This window comes from Vibrio sp. (assembly GCF_984391705.1).
This window is the reverse complement of record NZ_CFHWOM010000003.1, coordinates 102,829-123,142: the sequence shown is the minus strand read 5'-3', so window position 1 is coordinate 123,142 and position 20,314 is coordinate 102,829. Positions and strand designations below refer to the sequence as shown.

The 20,314-nt window shown below is 43.9% G+C and carries 17 protein-coding genes; 9 read left to right on the top strand and 8 right to left on the bottom strand.

The genetic code is table 11. The features are described 5' to 3' along the window. The first annotated feature begins 41 nt into the window (after positions 1-41). Positions 42-1,319, top strand: coding sequence for an adenosylmethionine--8-amino-7-oxononanoate transaminase (gene bioA, locus AC4MRV_RS04060; RefSeq protein ID WP_491186141.1), 1,278 nt, complete (start codon positions 42-44; stop codon positions 1,317-1,319). A gap of 69 nt (positions 1,320-1,388) precedes the next feature. On the opposite strand, the gene AC4MRV_RS04055 is transcribed toward bioA, so the two are convergent. Together AC4MRV_RS04055 and AC4MRV_RS04050 are read right to left on the bottom strand one after the other, a co-directional pair. Continuing rightward, entirely contained in the window at positions 1,389-2,054 is a 666-nt protein-coding gene (locus tag AC4MRV_RS04055) for a DUF2057 family protein (RefSeq protein WP_491186140.1), read from the bottom strand. A gap of 142 nt (positions 2,055-2,196) precedes the next feature. Beyond that, positions 2,197-3,159 carry a porin gene (locus tag AC4MRV_RS04050; protein ID WP_491186139.1) on the bottom strand — a complete coding sequence of 321 codons (963 nt, stop codon included), beginning with the start codon at positions 3,157-3,159 and terminating at the stop codon, positions 2,197-2,199. A gap of 516 nt (positions 3,160-3,675) precedes the next feature. On the opposite strand from AC4MRV_RS04050, the gene dinG reads away from it, so the two are divergent. Genes dinG through AC4MRV_RS04025 form a run of 5 tightly spaced genes read left to right on the top strand, consistent with a single transcriptional unit; the run spans position 3,676 to position 8,392 of the window. Then, positions 3,676-5,751, top strand: a complete 2,076-nt coding sequence (dinG, locus tag AC4MRV_RS04045) for an ATP-dependent DNA helicase DinG (RefSeq protein WP_491186138.1) — start codon at positions 3,676-3,678, stop codon at positions 5,749-5,751. A 24-nt stretch (positions 5,752-5,775) separates the two neighbouring features. Further along, on the top strand, positions 5,776-6,555 hold the full coding sequence (locus AC4MRV_RS04040; protein ID WP_491186137.1) for a sulfite exporter TauE/SafE family protein: 780 nt from the start codon (positions 5,776-5,778) through the stop codon (positions 6,553-6,555). Next, complete coding sequence (locus AC4MRV_RS04035) at positions 6,552-7,100, top strand: primosomal replication protein (protein WP_491186136.1); 549 nt, start codon at positions 6,552-6,554, stop codon at positions 7,098-7,100. Before AC4MRV_RS04040 ends, AC4MRV_RS04035 begins: the two co-directional genes overlap by 4 nt. Next, positions 7,101-7,265 (top strand): pleiotropic regulatory protein RsmS, encoded by a 165-nt coding sequence (rsmS, locus tag AC4MRV_RS04030; RefSeq protein WP_491186135.1) that lies wholly within the window; start codon positions 7,101-7,103, stop codon positions 7,263-7,265. It begins immediately after the preceding gene. Continuing rightward, complete coding sequence (locus AC4MRV_RS04025; RefSeq protein ID WP_491186134.1) at positions 7,265-8,392, top strand: JmjC domain-containing protein; 1,128 nt, start codon at positions 7,265-7,267, stop codon at positions 8,390-8,392. The genes rsmS and AC4MRV_RS04025 overlap by 1 nt, the downstream gene beginning before the upstream one ends. A 66-nt stretch (positions 8,393-8,458) precedes the next feature. Here AC4MRV_RS04025 and AC4MRV_RS04020 read toward each other — a convergent pair whose 3' ends face one another. Next, a complete protein-coding gene (locus tag AC4MRV_RS04020; protein ID WP_491186133.1) occupies positions 8,459-10,576 on the bottom strand; it encodes a methyl-accepting chemotaxis protein in 2,118 nt (705 codons plus the stop codon). A gap of 207 nt (positions 10,577-10,783) precedes the next feature. On the opposite strand from AC4MRV_RS04020, the gene xthA reads away from it, so the two are divergent. Continuing rightward, positions 10,784-11,590 carry an exodeoxyribonuclease III gene (gene xthA, locus AC4MRV_RS04015; RefSeq protein ID WP_491186132.1) on the top strand — a complete coding sequence of 269 codons (807 nt, stop codon included), beginning with the start codon at positions 10,784-10,786 and terminating at the stop codon, positions 11,588-11,590. Positions 11,591-11,668: 78 nt separating this feature from the next. Here xthA and AC4MRV_RS04010 read toward each other — a convergent pair whose 3' ends face one another. The 4 genes from AC4MRV_RS04010 to psrA all read right to left on the bottom strand — a co-directional run bounded on the left by AC4MRV_RS04010 (position 11,669) and on the right by psrA (position 16,947). Then, positions 11,669-12,418 carry a substrate-binding periplasmic protein gene (locus AC4MRV_RS04010; protein ID WP_491186131.1) on the bottom strand — a complete coding sequence of 250 codons (750 nt, stop codon included), beginning with the start codon at positions 12,416-12,418 and terminating at the stop codon, positions 11,669-11,671. 135 nt (positions 12,419-12,553) lie between these two features. Beyond that, positions 12,554-13,756 (bottom strand): enoyl-ACP reductase FabV, encoded by a 1,203-nt coding sequence (fabV, locus tag AC4MRV_RS04005; RefSeq protein WP_491186130.1) that lies wholly within the window; start codon positions 13,754-13,756, stop codon positions 12,554-12,556. 202 nt (positions 13,757-13,958) lie between these two features. After that, positions 13,959-16,250: an acyl-CoA dehydrogenase gene (locus AC4MRV_RS04000; RefSeq protein WP_491186129.1), complete on the bottom strand. Its 2,292-nt coding sequence runs from the start codon at positions 16,248-16,250 to the stop codon at positions 13,959-13,961. Between the two features lie 70 nt (positions 16,251-16,320). After that, positions 16,321-16,947: a TetR family transcriptional repressor PsrA gene (gene psrA / locus AC4MRV_RS03995; RefSeq protein WP_491186128.1), complete on the bottom strand. Its 627-nt coding sequence runs from the start codon at positions 16,945-16,947 to the stop codon at positions 16,321-16,323. Positions 16,948-17,355: 408 nt separating this feature from the next. Here psrA and AC4MRV_RS03990 point away from each other — a divergent pair, with 408 nt between their 5' ends. Further along, positions 17,356-18,270, top strand: a complete 915-nt coding sequence (locus tag AC4MRV_RS03990) for a pyridoxal-phosphate dependent enzyme (protein WP_491186127.1) — start codon at positions 17,356-17,358, stop codon at positions 18,268-18,270. A gap of 16 nt (positions 18,271-18,286) precedes the next feature. Next, a complete protein-coding gene (locus AC4MRV_RS03985; protein ID WP_491186233.1) occupies positions 18,287-18,565 on the top strand; it encodes a DUF1496 domain-containing protein in 279 nt (92 codons plus the stop codon). A 5-nt stretch (positions 18,566-18,570) separates the two neighbouring features. Here AC4MRV_RS03985 and AC4MRV_RS03980 read toward each other — a convergent pair whose 3' ends face one another. Next, positions 18,571-20,307, bottom strand: a complete 1,737-nt coding sequence (locus AC4MRV_RS03980; protein WP_491186126.1) for a methyl-accepting chemotaxis protein — start codon at positions 20,305-20,307, stop codon at positions 18,571-18,573. Positions 20,308-20,314 lie beyond the last annotated feature (7 nt).

Genomic DNA, 20,314 nt, shown 5'->3' with positions numbered 1-20,314 from the left:
AAGCGATTAAATTTCAAACAGTAATCTATGGAGCTCTGCCGATGGATCTTGCTTTCGATCGCCGTCATATCTGGCATCCTTACACTTCTACACTGACACCTCTGACCTGCTACCCAGTTGTCTCAGCGAATGGCGTTAAAATACAACTCGAAGATGGTACTCAACTCGTTGACGGAATGTCTTCGTGGTGGTCGGCTATCCACGGCTACAACCACCCAGCACTCAACGCTGCTGCATATAATCAAATAGATAAAGTGTCTCACGTGATGTTTGGCGGTATTACTCATGAACCTGCAATCGAGCTTTGTAAAAAGCTACTTCGCGTAGCACCAAGCAATTTGGAACACGTGTTTTTGGCAGATTCCGGTTCAGTTGCAGTAGAAGTGAGCCTAAAGATGGCACTCCAATACTGGCATGCAAAAGGAGAGCAGCGCTCCAAATTCTTAACCTTAAGAGACGGTTATCATGGCGATACATTTGCAGCGATGTCTGTAACTGATCCAAATAACTCTATGCACTCGCTCTATAAAGGCTTTTTGCCGGAGCATATCTTTGCGGATTCACCAACAACAGGCTTCTGGCAAGATTGGAATGAAAGTGATCTAGAGAGCTTTAAAGATAAGCTCACTCATCATCATAACGAGATCGCGGCAGTAATTCTGGAGCCTATCGTCCAAGGCGCTGGAGGGATGCGAATTTACCATCCAAATTTCCTGAAAGGTGTTCGTGAGCTTTGCGATCATTATGGTGTCTTGTTGATCTTAGACGAAATAGCGACTGGCTTTGGTCGTACAGGCAAAATGTTTGCGTGTGAACACGCTGATATCAAGCCAGACATTCTGTGCGTTGGTAAGGCCCTTACGGGTGGGTATATGACACTCTCCGCCACCTTAGCATCGAAAGATGTCGCAGATACTGTCTGTGGTGGAGAAGCAGGCTGCTTTATGCATGGACCGACCTTTATGGGTAACCCGTTAGCTTGTTCGGTCGCAAACGCGAGTATGGAGATTCTAGAAAGCGGACAATGGCAAAAGCAAACCAAGCAGATAGAGAGCGCTTTTTCAGAACTTTTACCTAGCTTAACCAACAGCCCGTTGGTGAAAGAGGTACGATGGTTGGGAGCGATTGGCGTCGTGGAAGCAACTCATCCAGTAAATATGGAAGTCATTCAAGCCCACTTTGTGGAGCAAGGTGTCTGGATTCGCCCATTTGGCAAACTTATCTATATGATGCCACCGTTTATCAGTCACTATGAAGATATTGAGAAGCTTGTCGCAGCGGTTCAGTCTGCGTTGAAGTCTCCTAATTGTTTTCAATAACCAATATTGGAATAGAGAAAAGGCTTCTCTGTAGGAAGCCTTTTCTTTTAGTAAAACATCAATGAATAATTATTCTTGATCAATCATCCAACGACGAAATTCTTTGCGCTCTTGTTTAGAAGCTTTTAGATACCAAGCTTTAAGTTGTTCAACACTCGATGTATCTGATATCACTACTTCTTTCATATTTGGAGCCATTTCTTTAACAGCTTTAGGCGACGACTCTATCGTAGCTACAGGTTTTGCAACTGGAGCTGAAACTAGTAAACCATTATCAAAGTAAATACCTTTAGATGTATTGTACTCAGCCACTAAGGAATCTATTGCTACATAAGGAAAAACTGTTGACTTGGAAGGAAGCTTTTCCTGTTCGTAGCTTGTTTTTATTCCTTCTTGTAGTATCACCCAAGCAGGTGATTCACTCTTAAATGACTTTTCGGCTTCTTGTATACTGCGAGTCGGTGGGTTTTTAATTTTAACTTCATCACCAGTTACTTCAAAAGAGACGACATAAGGATCTGACGTAAATACTTTTGCAGAGTTACCTCGGCCGATGTTTTTATCTGTTCGCAAAACCACCTGCACCAGCCCGTAGGGTATATCTTGCGAAGAAATGCTCGATTCGCTTTCTTGGCCATTGATATATAAGATTGATAACCCTTTTTCTGGGTTCAGAGTTGCAGTACTTGCACTAAAACTCATAAAAGTTAAAAGAGCCACAAACCACTTTTTCATATTCACACTCTCTAGAAATTCCAATTTCTGCTGTCCGATATTAACAGTTAATCTACAAAAAACACATAATGTTTTTAAATACTTAGTATAAAAAAAGCCACCCCGAGGGGTGGCTCATATGTACTTAGTGCTTAAGCATCAATTAGAATGAAGCTTTGATACCTACACCGTAACCTGTCTCTGAATCTTTTTTATTGTTGCCGCCAACTTCTGCGTACACAGTTGTATTAGGAGCAATGCCGTAACCAGCATTCAAGAACCAGTCAGTGTGAGAATCTTTACCATCTTCGCTGTAGCTAGTGTTGCTTAGACCACCTGCAAAAGTAACTTTGTCCATCGTGTAGTCAGCAGCGAATGCAGCCGTGTTAGCATCTTCTTTATCGCCACCTTTTGGATCTGATTCTACACGGTAGTAACCAGCTTCTAGATTTAGATTTTCAACACCAGCAAAGCGTGCTTCAAGAGCAAGAAGAGACTCTTTCTCTTCTACAGTCATGCCTGCACCTTGAAGGTCAGCAGAACCGTAGAATGCAGTAAAGTCGAAATCAGCTACACGGGCACCAACTTTAAGATCAAAGTAGTTGCCGTCTTCACCGATGTTTTGAGCGTTGTGTTTGTCTTGAATTAGACCAAGACCGAAGTAGAAGTTACCCTTGTCTAGGTCGTAACGTACTGCCTCTTCACCACCAAAATTAGCATCTTTGAAGAACGAATTAACACCAAATAGGTAGTCAGAACCAATACCAGCATCGTCTAGTTGAGTGTCAAGCTTACCAATTTTCAGTGTACCAAACTCAGTGTGGTAGAAACCGAAATATACGTTACCTACAGACGTATTGCCTGAAGCACGGTCGTTGTTATCACCAGAGAACTCTAAGAATGCGCCAATTTTTAGTTCATCGTTTACTGCGTAACGAGTGTCAAAACCAAAATCCGCGTCATCGATTTCTTGCTTCATTTCAGAACCGTCTGCAGTGCCTTTTTTGTAACGAATTTCCACGTCACCTTTAAGGTCTACAGATACGCCGTCTTGGTTGTATAGTTCAATCGCTTGAGCAGACGTCGCTGCCATGATAACTGAAAGAGCTACTAGAGTCTTTTTCATAATAATCCACTGCCTTTTCTTAAACTGGGAAATCCTTATCCGGTTCCCTTTATGTTTTTTGATGATGACTCTGAACTCTTGTTGGTCAGATGCCATCGCCATCTAAATTGCGGGGTCTAGATTGCAAAAGATTATCCTGCGTGTCAAATCTTCTAAAAAAACCAAGTAAAAAAACATAAAATCAATATAAAACAACAACTTGCATAATTTTGCGTGTAATTTACGACCAGCTTCATAGCAGATACTAGCTAGGAAGGGAAAATAAATAAAAACATAAAGACAAAATTAAACTCCAAAAGAACGCGAAAAAAGTTACCAAATCAGACTAATACACTAACAGACACAACTAATTAGAGTTATATATTTTTTACATTTAGAAATTATTCTAAGTTCCTGATGGTTCAGTTTTTTTTTGTGAACAAGATCCACATTTGTTGATTAAGGATTCTATTTCGTGAGCTAAGTAGTACTTAGAGAAGTGTGCTATTATCCCCGTCCCGCTATAGAGAGCTCCGCATGACAACCAGTAAAATTCAACAATCCATACGCCACAGTTATCAAAACCTACAGTCTCAGCTGGAAAACTTTGTACCTCGTCGCGCCCAAAATTATCTTGTCGCTGAAATAGCCAAAACCTTGTGCGGCGAATATCACAAATCTACCCGTATCATCGTGGCCGAAGCAGGTACCGGAATTGGTAAGTCACTCTCTTATTTAATGGCCGCAATTCCTGTTGCCCTATTCAATAATCGCAAAGTGGTGATTTCTACTGCCACCGTCGCGCTGCAGGAACAACTCGTTAATAAAGATCTTCCTCTATATAGAAGGCTTACCGATCGCGAGTTTTCGTTTCTTCTAGCGAAAGGAAGACAGCGTTACTGCTGTGCTGAAAAGTTAGCGACTGCATCAGGAGTCGATGGCGGGCAGCTAGCGATGTTTGAAACAAAACCTAAAAAGAAAGATATCGACCAACTTGAGCTGATGTATAAAAAGCTGGCGGAGAATAAATGGGACGGTGACAGAGATTCATGGCCAAAACCGATTGACGATGCCATATGGCAATTGATCGTCAGCGACAAACATAGTTGTAATGGTAGTATGCCCGCACACCGTGGCTGCCCGTTCCAGAAAGCTCGTTCCGAAATGGACAAAGCTGATGTCATCATTGCGAACCACAGCCTAGTGATGGCCGATGCTGACCTTGGCGGCGGGGTTATTTTGCCTGAACCTGAAAACACCATTTATGTCTTTGATGAGGCCCACCACCTTCCTCATGTTGCACGAGACCACTCTTCTGCTGCAGCAAGCTTAAAGGGAGCGGCGAGCTGGCTAGAGCGTTTAAATCAATCGGTCACAAAATTTGCCAATATGGCCGATGAAAAACGTGTAAGCCGATTTCGTAACGAACTGCAGGATGCGGTGCAACAACTTATACCCTCTTTATCCCAGCTAGCGACTCGATTTGACCCTGCGCATTTTGATGAGAATATCTACAGGTTTGAAAATGGAGAACTGCCTACCTGGTTGGAGGAAGAGTCCAAAGAACTCAAAAAGCTCTCGCAAAAAGGCGCACAAGCCGTTGGAAAAATCGCCGACCTCATAGCAGAACGCGTAAAAGATGGTGAAGTGTCCAACCGACTTGCTGAACCCGCTCTAGCTGAACTGGGCTTTTTTATTCAAAGAATGGATAACCTAGCGGCAGTGTGGCAGTTGATGGCAGAGCCTCAACGCGAAAAAGGAGCTCCACTTGCTAGATGGTTAGAAGTGAGCCCAGAGCGAGAAGGTGATTTTATCGTCAACGTATCCCCGTTAGAGGTGGGTTGGCAACTTGACCAGCAGCTATGGAGTCGATGCGTTGGTGCTGTACTCACCTCCGCCACCATGCGCGCTCTTAACTCATTCAGCTTTTTCTGTCGACAAGCTGGAGTAAGTGAAAAAGAGGAAGACGGGGTACGCTTTCTCGCATTAGCTTCTCCATTTGATTATCAAAACCAAGCGGAGCTACATGTGCCTAAAATGAAGTATGAACCACAAGCTCCACAGTTTACGGAATATCTTATCGATATTTTGCCTAACTTAATTGAGGACAAACAGGCCAACTTAGTTTTATTCTCTTCTTATTGGCAAATGAACCAGGTTGCAGAAGCACTTTCAACATATTTTGTTAAAAGAGGTTGGGCACTTCAAGTTCAGGGTAAAGAGTCACGAACAGAAATACTCAAAAAACATAAAACCTTAGTTCAATGCAACAAAACAAGCGTGCTATTTGGTACCGGCAGCTTCTCTGAGGGACTCGACCTCCCTGGGGAGCTATTGGAAAACCTGATTATCACGAAAATTCCTTTTGGTGTGCCAACCTCACCAGTAGAGCAAGCCCATGCGGAATACATTGAAAATCGGGGCGGAAATCCATTTATGCAGATAACTGTTCCAGAAGCGAGCAAAAAACTGATCCAATCGGTGGGTCGTCTGCTGCGTAAAGAGAGGGATTCTGGTAAAGTCACCATCCTTGATCGCCGTATTGTCACTAAACGATATGGCAAATCATTGCTTGACTCCCTACCACCGTTTAAACGTGTGATTGAATACTAATTACAAACATAAAAAGATAACTATATGGAATTGTTTGAGCCAACCATGCTGTTGGTGTTGGCCATTGTCGCTTTCTCTGCTGGATTTATAGACGCTGTCGCTGGCGGTGGGGGGATGCTCACCGTCCCAGCTCTGCTTTCATTGGGTCTGCCTCCGCATATTGCTCTTGGTACAAACAAGCTGGCAGCGACCTTCGCTTCTTCTACAGCCGCTTTTACTTACTACCGGAAGCGATTATTCAAGCCTCGTTGTTGGAAGCGGGCGTTTGTTTCTACTTTGGTGGGAGCGACACTTGGTACACTGTTTGTTGATTTAATTAGTACAGAGTGGCTAGAGAAAATCCTCCCTCTCATTATCCTTGCCGCAGCGATTTATACCATTTGGCATAAAACACCCAATGCAAATAAAAATGAGATGCCTCAACCTTGTCCCGTTTTAAACAAAAAGCAGTATGGCCAAGGCTTGATATTAGGTTTTTATGATGGTGTTGCAGGTCCCGGTACTGGTGCTTTTTGGACAGTAAGTTCAATGGCACTTTATAAGCTCAATATTCTTCTCGCTTCTGGATTATCCAAAGCAATGAACTTCACCAGTAACTTCACATCATTGGTGACGTTTGCGATTCTTGGGCACATCGACTGGGTGCTAGGCTTAACCATGGGGGTGTGCTTGATGGCAGGCGCTTTCGTCGGTGCTCATTCAGCGATTCGATTTGGTGCAAAGTTTATCCGCCCCGTTTTTGTTACTGTGGTCAGTATTCTCGCAGTGAAACTTGCCTATGAAGCGTGGTTTGTCGCCCTATGAGTCGTATAAAACAATTGTCAAATACCCTGGAAGAGTTAGCACTTCAAGCAGCGGCTGTTGATAGAAAACGAGGTGAACATCATTTACCTCTCTTTGACGAACGCCTTTTCGCTAGCAAATCCAAACTGCTGGTACCTTGTGTGAAAGAAACGCAATCAACACTAGATAGTATCATTCGCGAAGAAGCAGCCGGAAAGTTAACTGCTATGCGAGCAGAGTATTTGAGTGAAAAACTGCTCTCTCAAATCAGTGCTATTCAGAGGGAATTAGCAACAACGACCATTCGCAAAAATGAACCCAAACATCGCAGTTATTTCCAAAAACCAATCAATGAATTGTATCAACACCTTTCCCAGCACCAAGAGTGGGAAAGACGTCTAATGGAGATGGTGCGAGATAAAGAGCTAGCGCTACAATATGCTCCCCCATTCCAACAACAAGCCGCTCAGCAAGAACTGATTGCGACTGAGCAACGCTTAAAGCGCTGCCAAGAAGCAAAGCTGAAAATAGAAAATCAAATTACCTATCGAGAGAGAAATCAATAGATGTCTTCCGCCCCTTCTGGACTTGATAACGCACCTGACGAAATCAAACTCGCCGTCGATCTTATTTACCTTCTTGAAAGTAACGAAGTCGATCCTAAAGTTGCACTAGAAGCGATAAACATCGTTAAGTCTGATCTAGAAAGTAAGCTGGAACAGTCTGAATAATGTATCAACTGAGTATTGACCTCGATGCTTTTTTAACGGAGTTCTGGCACAAAAAACCCACCATTATTAAGCAGGGCTTTAAGGACTTTATCGATCCAATTACTCCAGAAGAACTGGCCGGCTTGACGATGGAAGAAGAGATAGATTCTCGATTTGTCTCTAACCATAATGGTCATTGGAAAGCCCAGCACGGCCCGCTACCAGAATCGCTGTTCTCTCAACTTAACGAAAGCCATTGGCAACTTATAGTCCAAGCTTGTAATCATTGGCATTTAGGTGCAGCTGAGCTAATAGAGCCGTTCAAACAACTCCCCCAGTGGCTATTTGATGACTTGATGGTTTGCTATTCGGCGCCGGAAGGTGGCGTTGGTCCTCATATTGATCAGTACGATGTATTCATCATCCAAGGTAGCGGAAAACGCCGCTGGCGAGTCGGCGCGTTAGACAAGGGGCAATATCAAGAATCTGTTCAAGGGGCGCTACGACAAATTGAAGGTTTTGACGCCATTATAGATGAGATTCTAGAACCTGGTGACGTCCTTTATATTCCGCCAGGCTTCCCACATGAAGGTAACACACTAGAGCCCAGTATGAGTTATTCCATGGGATTTCGCTCGCCGAAAGAACAAGAGCTACTCAGCCATTTTGCTGACTACATTCTAGCAAATGAAAAAGGGGATGTTCATTTACATAACCCTGCAATGAAGACCCAGGCAAATAATGGGGAAATCCTTAGTTCTGATCTCGCTTTGCTCACTCAAATGCTTAAATCTGCTCTAGAATCTCAACAAGATGTAGAAACCTTTTTGGCAACGAGCTTAAGCCAATCTCGACACCAACTTGATATCGTGGAGCCCGACGAAACCTACTCGCCAGAAGAAGTTTACTCACATTTGGATGCCCAAGGTAATGTAGTGAAAACCTCTGGTTTAAGAGCCCTTTACCATAGCAACGACGGGCAGCATGTTTTCATCAACGGTGAGCGCTTTCAAATATCTGATGCAAAGTTTGCTTCTCTATTGTGTGACAACGCATATATCAATCAAACGAGTTACCCTATCCAGTCTGATAGCTGGATATCCCTACTGACGGATTTGATCAATCGTGGATATTGGTACTTAGATTAAGAGTTAGTAATTTAACTAAAAAGCCGCAGAAATCTGCGGCTTTTACTTTTAAGCTTTAGCTTGGTTTTACACCTTAAACTGATTCACCAACTGCTGTTGGCTCTTTGAAAGTTCACTAATTTGCACGCTTACTGTTTCTGACTCCTCAGCTTGGGACAAAATCTGCGCGCTCAGATCTCTGATGTTACTTACGCTCTGATTCACTTCACCGGATACAGACTGCTGCTCTTCTGCCGCTTTAACAATCTGGCTGTTCATGTCGTTGATTGACGCAATGGAAGTGAAAATATGCTCAAGCTCTCCCACGGCTTGCTCGACTTGATTCGCGGAGTCTTTTGCTAGCTCATTACCTTCTTGAATCGCCGCTACGACATCTTGCGTCCCCGACTGCACGCTGGCAATCACATCTCGAATTTCTCCCACAGACGATTGTGTGCGGCTGGCTAGGTTTCTTACTTCCTCAGCAACCACCGCGAAACCTCTTCCTTGATCACCCGCTCGAGCAGCTTCAATGGCGGCATTTAATGCTAACAAGTTCGTCTGCTCAGAGATGCCTTCAATCACCGTTAAGATTTCAGTGATGTTTGCGTTATTTTTCGCAAGTTCCTCGACTACAGGTACCGCAGCCGTCATTCGCTCAACTAAATGCTCCATTTCTTGCTGTGACTTTTCAATAACTTGCTGACCAACGGACGCTGCTTCATTGGCTTTTCCTGCTTCACGCACCGCAATTTCGGCGTTTTGCACTACCAATCCTGCAGTTTGGGTCATTTCTTCCGACGCAGTCGCAACTAGATCCACTTCTTTAAACTGCGCATCACTGCTGCTACTTGTATTCTGTGCTGCCACCTTCGATTGTTCTGTAGTTGCAGCAACCTGCATGGTGGTATCAATAATGTCCTTAATTGTCTCTTGCAGTTTACCTAAAAATAGATTGAAACCTTGAGCCAGTTGTCCGATTTCATCACCTGACTTCACTTCAATCCGCTGAGTAAGGTCGCCTTCCCCCGAAGCAATATCATCCAATCTCGCGACAACCTCACGAATCGGCTTAACCAAGCGGGAGGCCATAAATGCAACGGTAAATAGTCCGAACAAAACAAGTGCGGTTCCTGCCAGTATTTCTGTTTGAATACTCGATGACACTTGTTGGCTGATAATAGAATCAAGTTGTTCCGCATCTCTAAGCACGCTACTACGAGGCATATCAAATAGCACACCCCATGTTTGATTAGCGACCATAATTGGGGCAAAAACCGTTAACCACTCACCATCTTCACTCCAGTGAGTATCGACAGCTCCACCAAACAGCAAATCCGTCAACTGACTGTTCGACACCAAAGTGCTATTGAAAGGCTGTCCTAACGACTTCGAAGCATCATCACTTGCGATCAAGGTTCCATCTAAACTGACAATTGAAACGGTACCTTGCCCTTCAAATAGCTTAGCATCGGAACCTGTAGCCAAAGCCTTGAGAGGATCAAGACGCAGATCAATACCAAAGAAACCAACCACGATTTCCTCTAAAGAAATGGGAACAGATATCGAGGAAGCGAGAAAGCTTCCTGATTCATGTGACAGACTCATAGGAGACGAAATACAAGACTCTCCACTAGAAAGCGGGCAGAAAAATCGCTCACTGTTTTTATTCGCTTCTAATGCTGCTTCAGTCAAAACGTTAGGAACAATATTCTCGCCATTTTCAGCTGTTCGCCAGTAAGGGGCAAAACGCCCTTTTTCGTTCGAACCGACATACTCCGCACTCTCATAGTTCGAGTCCTCTCCATCCAACATATCCGGTTGGAAAACAAGGTATGCGCCTTGGATTGCGTCAAAGTTGAGCACTGATTGGCGAACCATCTCATCTAATGCGGTGCGTAGCTCTTCACTGTCACCAAAATTCTCTTCACTGTTGGCCTTTTGAAACATCGCGCTAGAGGCAAGCATTTCCGCTCGATAAAGTGCCTCGTTAAGATATTCCGATACTTCGGTAGCATTGAGTAGCGCTTGGGTTTCGATTAATTGCTCTGACTTTTTAAGTACAGATTGCGCACTTTGCTGCTTAATTAGTTGTTGATTAGAAACAGCGTTATAGATAGAGAAACCAATGAGAGATAGTGACGTGAGTAACAGACAGCACCCAGCCAATAAAGAAATTTTCCATTGAACAGATAGAGTTCGCATATTACATCCTTATAAGCAGATGCTTTGCACATCTACCAACAGCGAGCAAAAATTAACAAATTAATTACAACATAATAGGCTGATATATCAATTAAAAGTTTACGAATATGTTAATAGAAATCAAACGTTCGCTTTACTTTCGTGTAGTTAGAGAGAAAGTGGTAACATCATATAAATTTCGTCACAGAAAAATAAAAAGGAATCCGGATGAAAGTCATCTCCTTCAATATCAACGGGCTTCGCGCCAGACTTCACCAGTTGCAAGCAGTCATCGATAAACACCAACCTGATGTGATTGGCTTACAAGAAATCAAGGTTCATGATGAGGCCTTCCCACTCGAAGACGTCGAGGCGATGGGATATAAAGTCTACTTTCACGGTCAAAAAGCGCATTACGGCGTCGCGATGCTCTGCAAGAAGGACCCTATTTCTGTGCAGAAAGGATTTCCGACAGATACTGATGATCACCAAAAACGTATGATTATGGTGACGTTAGAAGACGATAATGGTGAAAAAGTGACTGTGCTCAACGGTTATTTTCCGCAAGGCGACAATATTAGCCACGAAACAAAATTCCCTTATAAGCGCCAGTTTTACAAAGATCTCATGACTTACCTAAACGATCACCATACAAATGATGAGCAGTTGATTGTCATGGGCGATATTAATATCAGTCCAATTGACGCGGACATTGGTATTGGTGAACCAAACCGTAAACGCTGGCTGAAGACAGGTAAATGTTCGTTCCAACCTGAAGAGCGCGAATGGTTGAAAACCTTGCTAGATTGGGGCTTTGTTGACACGTTCCGTCAGATCCATCCAGACGTAAACGATCGTTTCTCGTGGTTTGACTACCGTTCTAAAGGCTTCCCAGACAACCGCGGCCTACGTATTGATGTGGTTCTGGCTACGCCAAAACTAGCTGAGAAATGTATTGAGTCCGATGTCGACTATGAACTGCGCGGTATCGAAAAGCCTTCTGATCATGCGCCAATTTGGTCAACGTTCAAATAGCTTGAACCAAACAACCTTCGAGGGGCTGCGCATCTGTGCGGCCCTTTTTTTGCGCTGAGTGAATACACATGAAAGAGCTTAGGGAAGGTTTGATATGCCATATTTCATCTGAATTTTTCTCACCTGATAGGCATGCGTGGAGAGAAACGCATTAAAATCGGCAATGAGATCAGGGTTGTTAATGTTCGATAAGTGGTAACTCCCGCCTTCGGACTCTAATAACCAAGTGTTTATGGCCAAGTTAAGGCCATCATCCATCTGCGACAGTAAAAAATTCCCTACACTGCGATCCATTACTACACCTTGAACTCTACCTTTGAACACCATCTCTAGCAGCAATTCAGGGTTTTCGGCTTCAATAACTTTGACCTGACCTGTTTCGATAACAGGAAACAATTTCCAAGGGGTCATACCGCTGACCACACCCAACTTTCTAAATCCGTCCAGCTTCAACTCTTTGTCCTTAGGCTGAACAAACATCACTTCTTCTAGCTCAATAATCGGTGTGGAATAACTAATGGAATAATCTATCCGTGATTCTTGGTTCCACAAGTCGCTATCCGGAAACTTGGCATCGATTTCGCCACTGTAGAACATTTTGTATAAACGCTTTATTGGCAGTGCTTTGTAGGTAATTTGATACCCGTATAGCTCACCAAATGCGTCAAACAGTTCTGGAACGTATCCAGTAAAAACGTCTACGGATTCGTCATAAGCATAAAGCGGATAATAGTTAATGTTTTCGACGCCAATAGTAATGGACTTGGAATAGCTGTTTGGGGAATTAACCACCAATAGCAAAAAAGCGATGCCGAATAAGGTTTTCATATTGGACCTCAAGTGAATCACCGTAAGGATAAGTATAGACTCGAAGCCAAGGTCCATCTAAACAGCGACCACCTCCCAGAAACAAAAAATCCGGAGCAATGGCTCCGGATTTTATATCTAACTTCTTGCTTACTATTAGATCGCAGTGAAATCTGCTTTGTAGTCTGGGTTTACATCAGCGTCGTAATCAACACCTTCAACACCGAAGCCGAATAGCTTCAAGAACTCTTCTTTGTACTCAACGTAGTCAGTTAGCTCTTTTAGGTTTTCAGACGTGATTTGTGGCCATAGGTCACGACAGTGTTGCTGGATGTCTTCACGCAGTTCCCAGTCGTCTAGACGTAGACGGTTCTTATCATCCACTTCAGGCGCAGAACCATCTTCTTTGTATAGACGCTGGCTGAACATACGGTAAATCTGTTCCATACAGCCTTCGTGAACGCCTTCTTCACGCATCTTCTTAAATACCATTGCAATGTACAGTGGCATTACAGGAATTGCAGAACTTGCTTGAGTCACTACAGACTTAAGAACAGCAACGTTTGCTGTGCCGCCAGTTGCAGAAAGTTTCTCGTTTAGAGCTGTTGCCGCACGATCTAGGTCCATCTTCGCTTTACCTAGTGCGCCATCCCAGTAGATTGGCCAAGTCAGCTCAGTACCGATGTAGCTGTATGCCACAGTCTTACAACCGTCAGCTAGAACGCCAGCTTCAGACAGTGCGTTGATCCAAAGTTCCCAATCTTCACCGCCCATTACAGTCACGGTGTCTTTGATCTCTTCTTCCGTTGCAGGTTCAACACTTGCTTCGATGATCAGATCTTTGTTGGTGTCTACTGCTGTTGCTGTGTAAGTCTCACCGATTGGTTTTAGAGATGAACGGATCAGCTCACCTGTTTCTGGCATTTTACGTACTGGAGAAGCCAGTGAGTAAACCACCATGTCGATCTGACCTAAGTCTTCTTTAATCAGCTCGATTGTTTTTTCTTTTGCTTCGTTAGAGAACGCATCGCCATTAAGGCTCTTTGCATACAGACCTTCTTCACGAGCAAGTTTTTCAAATGCTACAGAGTTGTAATAACCCGCTGTGCCTGGCTTTTTCTCTGAGCCTTCTTTTTCGAAGAAAACACCGATAGTTGAAGCGCCGCCACCAAATGCCGCAGCGATACGAGAAGATAGACCGTAGCCACTTGATGCACCCACAACAAGTACACGTTTAGGCGCGTCTTTGATTGGACCTTGTGCTTTTGTGTAAGCAATTTGTTCTTTTACGTTAGCTTCACAACCCACTGGGTGCGTTGTAGTACAGATAAATCCACGAATTCTAGGTTTGATGATCATATTCAACTTCCTTTAAATAACCCCGCTAGAATAAAAGTTTCGTCATAAGATCGCATCTAATTTCTGTAAAAATGTCGCTAAAATGCAAGTGGTTGGAGCACTTTCAAACGGTTGTGCTAGATTCCGCGCAAAATAAAGGCACCTACGAGAGGTGCCTTATTAATTAGAAACAAAAGAGTAATTTTTCAGGAATATCCTTTAATTACGCCACGCTATCTAGTTTAGTTTTTGGCTTTTTTTGCTCACCATGAGTGCGAACTTCGCTGAAATCATGGCTAAAGTGGTCAACTTGAATCGCTTTATAACGAAGTTTGTCTGCTTCAACGATTTGGTCCACTTCTTCTTGAGTAAGAACATTCGCTTCCAACGCTTGAGCTAGACGATCTTTTAGTAGCCCTTTACGCGCCACTTTACCCTCTTTCGCTGCACGCATCAGTTTACGCTCTAAGCTCTTAACGCCATACATAGCCAAGAAAGCATTTTCCATCAAGCCTACACTGTCGTTTTCATCCGAACCTATGTAACAAAGGTGAGTCAGACGGTCACGGTGTGCACCCGGAGTCATCAAGCTTTCCGCCAGCTTCACTGTCAGGTTATCACTTGGTTTCTGGTAGTGATTACCGAGTGGGAAAATCAAACCTTTCAGCAAACGTCCCACAGCTTTCTGAGGGTAGTTAGTGAACGCTTCTTGTAGCGACTGAGCTGCATGGTATAGACAGTGCTGAACAGCGTAGTGAACGTAGTCCAGATCCTGCTGCTGACGGCCTTCATCTTCATATTTCTTAAGTGCCGCTGATGCCATGTACAGGTAAGCAAGCACATCACCTAAACGTGCTGAGATCATCTCTTTACGTTTCAGATCACCACCCAATGTTGCCATTGCGATATCTGCACTCACCGCTAAAGCACGGCTTAGGCGAGTCATCTCTTTGTAGTACTTCTGAGTTGGACCGCTCATATTCGCTTTGATAAAGCGAGAGCCTGTCAATGCTGCACCAAATGCACCGAAGGTGTTCTTCATTGCGTGACCAATGTGCTTAAACAGCAGATCATCAAATTCTTTCGCACCTTGCTTCTCATCTGGATTTGCCGCAGCTTCCATCTCCTTAAGGACGTATGGGTGACAGCGTGTCGCGCCTTGACCAAAGATCATCAGGTTACGAGTCAGAATGTTTGCACCTTCTACCGTAATCGCTACTGGAATACCAAGATATGGGGCCGCTAAGTAGTTCATTGGACCATCTTGGATCGCACGTCCTGAGTGGATATCCATAGAATCATCCAGAATAGTACGCGCCATCTCTGTCATGTGATATTTAGCGATTGCAGTCACAATGCCCGGCTTCTCTTTAAGATCAAGCGAGGTAGTGGTTAGAGTACGGCTAGCTTCTAGTAAGTAGGTTAAGCCACCGATGCGACCTAATGCTTCTGCAACGCCTTCAAACTTACCAATCGACATGCCAAACTGCTTACGAACATAGGCATAAGCACCAGTAGTACGTGCCGTCAGGTGACCCATCGCAGTGCCAAGAGCTGGAAGTGAAATACCACGACCCGCTGACAGACACTCCACCAGCATACGCCAGCCTTTACCCGCGTAGTCCTGCCCACCGATTAACCATTCCATAGGAATAAAGACATCTTTACCGCGAGTTGGGCCATTCATAAACGCTAGACCTAGTGGATCATGACGCTCACCAATTTCAACGCCTTCGTGGTCTGCAGGGATCAGAGCACAAGTGATACCAAGATCTTTCTTTTCTCCCATTAAACCATCTGGATCGTACATCTTAAATGCAAGGCCAAGCACCGTTGCTACCGGTGCTAGTGTGATGTAGCGCTTGTTCCAATTTAGACGAATACCAAGAACTTCTTTGCCTTCATGTTCACCGTAACAAACAATGCCTTCATCCGGGATACCACCGGCATCAGAACCAGCATCAGGACCAGTCAACGCAAAACAAGGAATATCCGTACCATCCGCTAAACGTGGCAGCCAATAGTCTTTCTGTTCTTGAGTACCATAATGAGATAGAAGCTCACCCGGACCAAGTGAGTTAGGTACCATTACTGATACCGCAGCACTGATACTACGAGTCGCGATACGAGATACTATGGTCGAGTTCGCTAACGAAGAAAACTCACGGCCACCGTACTCTTTTGAAATGATTAGCGAGAAGAAACGCTCTTTTCGCAGGTATTCCCATACCTCTGCTGGCAAATCACGATCTTCTTTCACGATTTTGTGGTCGTCCAACATGGCTAACAGCGCTTCTAGTTCATTATCCATGAACGATTGCTCTTCTGCAGTTAATGTTGGCGTTGGGTATTGGTGTAACTTGGCGAAATCAGGACGACCAGAGAACAGCTCTCCATCCCACCAAACACTACCCGCTTCCATTGCTTCTTTCTCGGTGCTGGACAATGGTGGCAGCACTTTCTTAAACATTTTGAAAGCAGGGTCACTTACCCATTTTTGTCTTAGAGAGCTCATAATCAGATCCTTTTGTTCACTGTAGGTGGTCCAATATTTTTCTTATTTGTATTAACTTTGTTTTATTCTTTTATTCCGCAGCGACGCCAGCTGCTAAAAATGGAATAAGTTGGTCGACAACCGATTTAGCATCCATCGATTTGCCGTAATCATTCTCTGCAATTTCAAGTAGAGCCTGGCTCGAGGCCATAGTGAAAACACAAGTCCCTAGGGTAAAGTGCAAACGCCAGAACAACTCTTCTTGAGTCAACTTAGGGTTCGCCCTCATTACAGAGTCAGTGAAAAGAGATAAAGTGTCTTGGTAACGCGTGGTGATAAACCAACGCAAATGACCTTGTACATCGGTATAACCTCGACCAATAAGCAACATGAAACGACTTGTCCCATTCGGTCTTACGTCATTTAAGTTACGCAACGGCGCCCTTAATGACTCAAATACATCCGACATTTCATAGCTGTCATTTAAGTTCAGCGTTATCAAAGCATCTTGCACTGCTGGCATGAAGGCTTCTAAATAGCGATTAAGCACCGCTCGAACCAAGGTTTTCTTATCTCCGAAATGGTAGTTCACCGATGCAAGGTTGACCCCTGCTTTGCTGGTGATCGTACGTAGAGAAGTATCATTAAACCCGTGCTCTGCAAAAAGAGCTTCGGCTACATCAAGGATTTTTTCTTTGGTACTGTTTCTGCCTGCCATTTCAATCACTCGTATTAAACAACTGTTTGAAATATACACCCGACACAATTAATCAACAAGTCATTAACATCACACTTTTACCCATTGGTCGGACCAGGTTGATTTTTACGCTGTTAAATCGCTGAAAGAAAAAAATTAAATTTTTTTCGTTTTTTATTGAACTGTTTTGAATTACGCCAGTCTGAATAAGTGTAGTTAGCAGAGCATTCCATAAGTTGACAGGCCGTCGAACTTGTTTCCTTACTGAAGCTACTAATTTACGCTGCTTTTTCTTATTAACTCCTATGTTTGTATCCGCCCAGAGCACTTTTGCTCTGGGCTTTTTTTATCTTCATGATTAGGATCATTTGGCGCGCCACCACTAGTTGGCTAAAATGTCAGGCCGCATCTTCTCGACTATCCCTACTTATGAAACTAGCTGATACTCCAATAACTCAACACCAATTCCATGAAATAGAGTTCTATCTAAAGCGAGATGACCAACTCCACAGCCACTTCACAGGCAACAAAGCTCGTAAGTTTATGGCCTTACTTCAGGAACCATTGGACAACATCAACACACTTATCAGCTACGGTAGTGCGCAATCTAACGCGATGTACTCACTTTCAGCGTTGTGCGCTATAAAAGGATGGCAGTTTGAGTTTTATGTTGACCACATGCCGCAGTGGTTAATTGATAACCCAAAAGGTAACTATCGAGCTGCGCTAGAACTCGGCGCAAAAATTAGCGTAATTGGAAATAGCGAGTTACACCCAAAGGAATACGTTGAGCAGGTGCGAAAGCCCGATGAATGTTGCCTTGTGGTTCCAGAAGGCGGACGTTTTGAGCAAGCAGAACAAGGCATTGCACAATTGGCGCGCGAGATATTGTCTTGGACTCGATTTGAACCCAGCCACTCTTTTGTCGTAGCGCTTCCATCAGGAACTGGAACAACTGCACTTTACCTACACAAACACTTGGCACCGCATGGAATCGAAGTCCTCACTTGTCCTTGTGTTGGTGGAAAAAGCTATCTTGAACAACAATTTAGTGACTTAGAAGAAACTAGCTTCCCTACTATCCTCGAACTGCCTATAAAGCATCACTTCGGTAAGCTGTACAAGCAAGACTATGAAACTTGGCATGAACTACAGCAACAAACCCACATTGAATTTGATCTTCTTTACGATCCTATGATGTGGCAATGTCTACAATATTGGTATCAAGATAATCGTGATAAAACACTAATATACGTTCATCAAGGTGGCTTGCTTGGTAACGAGAGTATGCTACCTCGATATGAAAGAAAGTATGGTGTTCTATCAGTCAATGATGAGTGGTGATTGAATGAAACCTGTAATGTTCGCGATCTGGCTAATCCCGCTGATTTCTAGTTTTGCCCACGCAGAAAAAGTGACTGCTCTACCCAATAAAGCCATTGTAGGAATTGGAGTTGATGCCAGCCAAGTTACTAAACGCGTTTGCTACTACCAAGATCAAGCGTATTCACTCGGGGCGATTCTTCAGGTTGGGGAACACTATATGATTTGCCAAGCTGCCAATGACTTTGAAACCAATGGCAGCTTGAGTTGGGCTCCCTACCCACCAAAACGAGAAGAAAGCGTTCAGAAACCCTAATCGTTTTATGTTCGGATATGATGAATAGCACCATTGAGATCATCAACATTTCGCTTGAGATCTAAGACGATTGGCTCTAATTGATTAATAGCCTCATTCATATCTGATGAGAGGTTTTTAATGTTAGATAGATTACCTGATATCTCATCACTCACTGTTAACTGCTCTTCTGTCGCTGCTGCAATTGAAGTGTTCAGTTTATGGATCTCGATAGCAGAGCCCTGAATAGTACTTAGCGCTTCATTGGCAACCCCCATGTTTTCACGTGTTGATTGCATTTTCTCTGAACTGCTTTGAATCGTAACTGTCGATTGTTTCGCTTTTTCTTGCAGCGTTTGAATGATTCCTTCAATTTCTCCCGTCGAATCTTGCGTTCTTTGCGCCAGAGAGCGTACCTCGTCAGCAACAACAGCAAATCCGCGCCCTTGCTCCCCAGCTCGAGCCGCTTCAATCGCAGCATTCAGTGCAAGTAAGTTAGTTTGTTCAGCTATTGCTTTGATTACATCGAGTACATTACCCACATTATTTGATTCTTCGGCCAACTGCTGAATGATTTCAGCCGTATTTAAAAACTCACCTTCTAACTGACCGAACTCATTAGTCGTTTTGTCGAACACTTGCTTGCTGGTCGACGCTTCTTTTTCTGCACTTCCTGCATACTCTTCCGCCATATTGGTACTTTGAGAGACATTAGACAGTGCAGCTGTCATCTCTTCCATTGCAGTCGCGGCCATTTCCATCTCTTGGTTCTGTTGGCTTGCCATAGAAATATTGCGCTGAGTAATACCCTGTATGGCCTCTGAAATATCAGAAATAGTCGAGTTCACTTGGTTAATTTTGCTGATCGTTGTCGCGTAACTCACCAGCACTTTATTGATAGTCGTCCCTATAACACCTAGCTCATTTTGGCCGCTATCTTCAACCCGCAGCGTGAGATCAGAATCCACATCAACTTGCTTAAGTACTTTGGCCATGTCATCAATAGGCTTCACGACCTTACGATTGACGATGGTGTAACCAACAATGGCAATCACGAATACCGCCAACAGGGAAATATTACCCACCATAACAGTAGTTCGAACATCTTCCGCTGCACCGTTAAATTGCGCTGAAGTACGAGTCTCTAAGGCTTTAAAGAATTCATCAATGGGAGCCATGATCTTCGCTTTTTCTTGATGGTACTGTTTACTGTGAAGCAATTGAGCGGCCATTGCTAAATCTGGTTCGCCACGCTGAGTGTAATTTCCTGAGCTGTCCGGGTAGAGGCCCTTAACGGCATTCATCGCCTTGACTTCCATGTTCACTAAAGCGTCAGAATTACCCTGCGCTTCTTTCAGTAAACGAAACTCTTGATCCGAGAAACCAAGATCTTCCATCATAGCTTGCAGAGAAATGCGCTGACCATCTGGCTTGGGTTTTTGACCATAATTCAAGACGAGGTCCCAGTAGATGGTGTGATACTCTTGAGGGCGAGGCTTATCGCCATTTCGAATCGCTAAGATGTCCATATACATCTTTTCGTAAGTCTCATCACCAGTCAGAACGTAAGTTCGACCTAGGCGCGTCAAATCATCCGAGCTCTGGCGCAATTCATCAGCCGCTTGATAAGATTGGTAACGGACCTTTGCCATGTTGTCCACTTGCTGTAGTAGACCATTCAGTTGTAACACCGTAACGACACTAATGATGATACCGAGGCCTATTACAACAAACACCAATTTCATAGTGTTGTTAATGTTCATATTGATT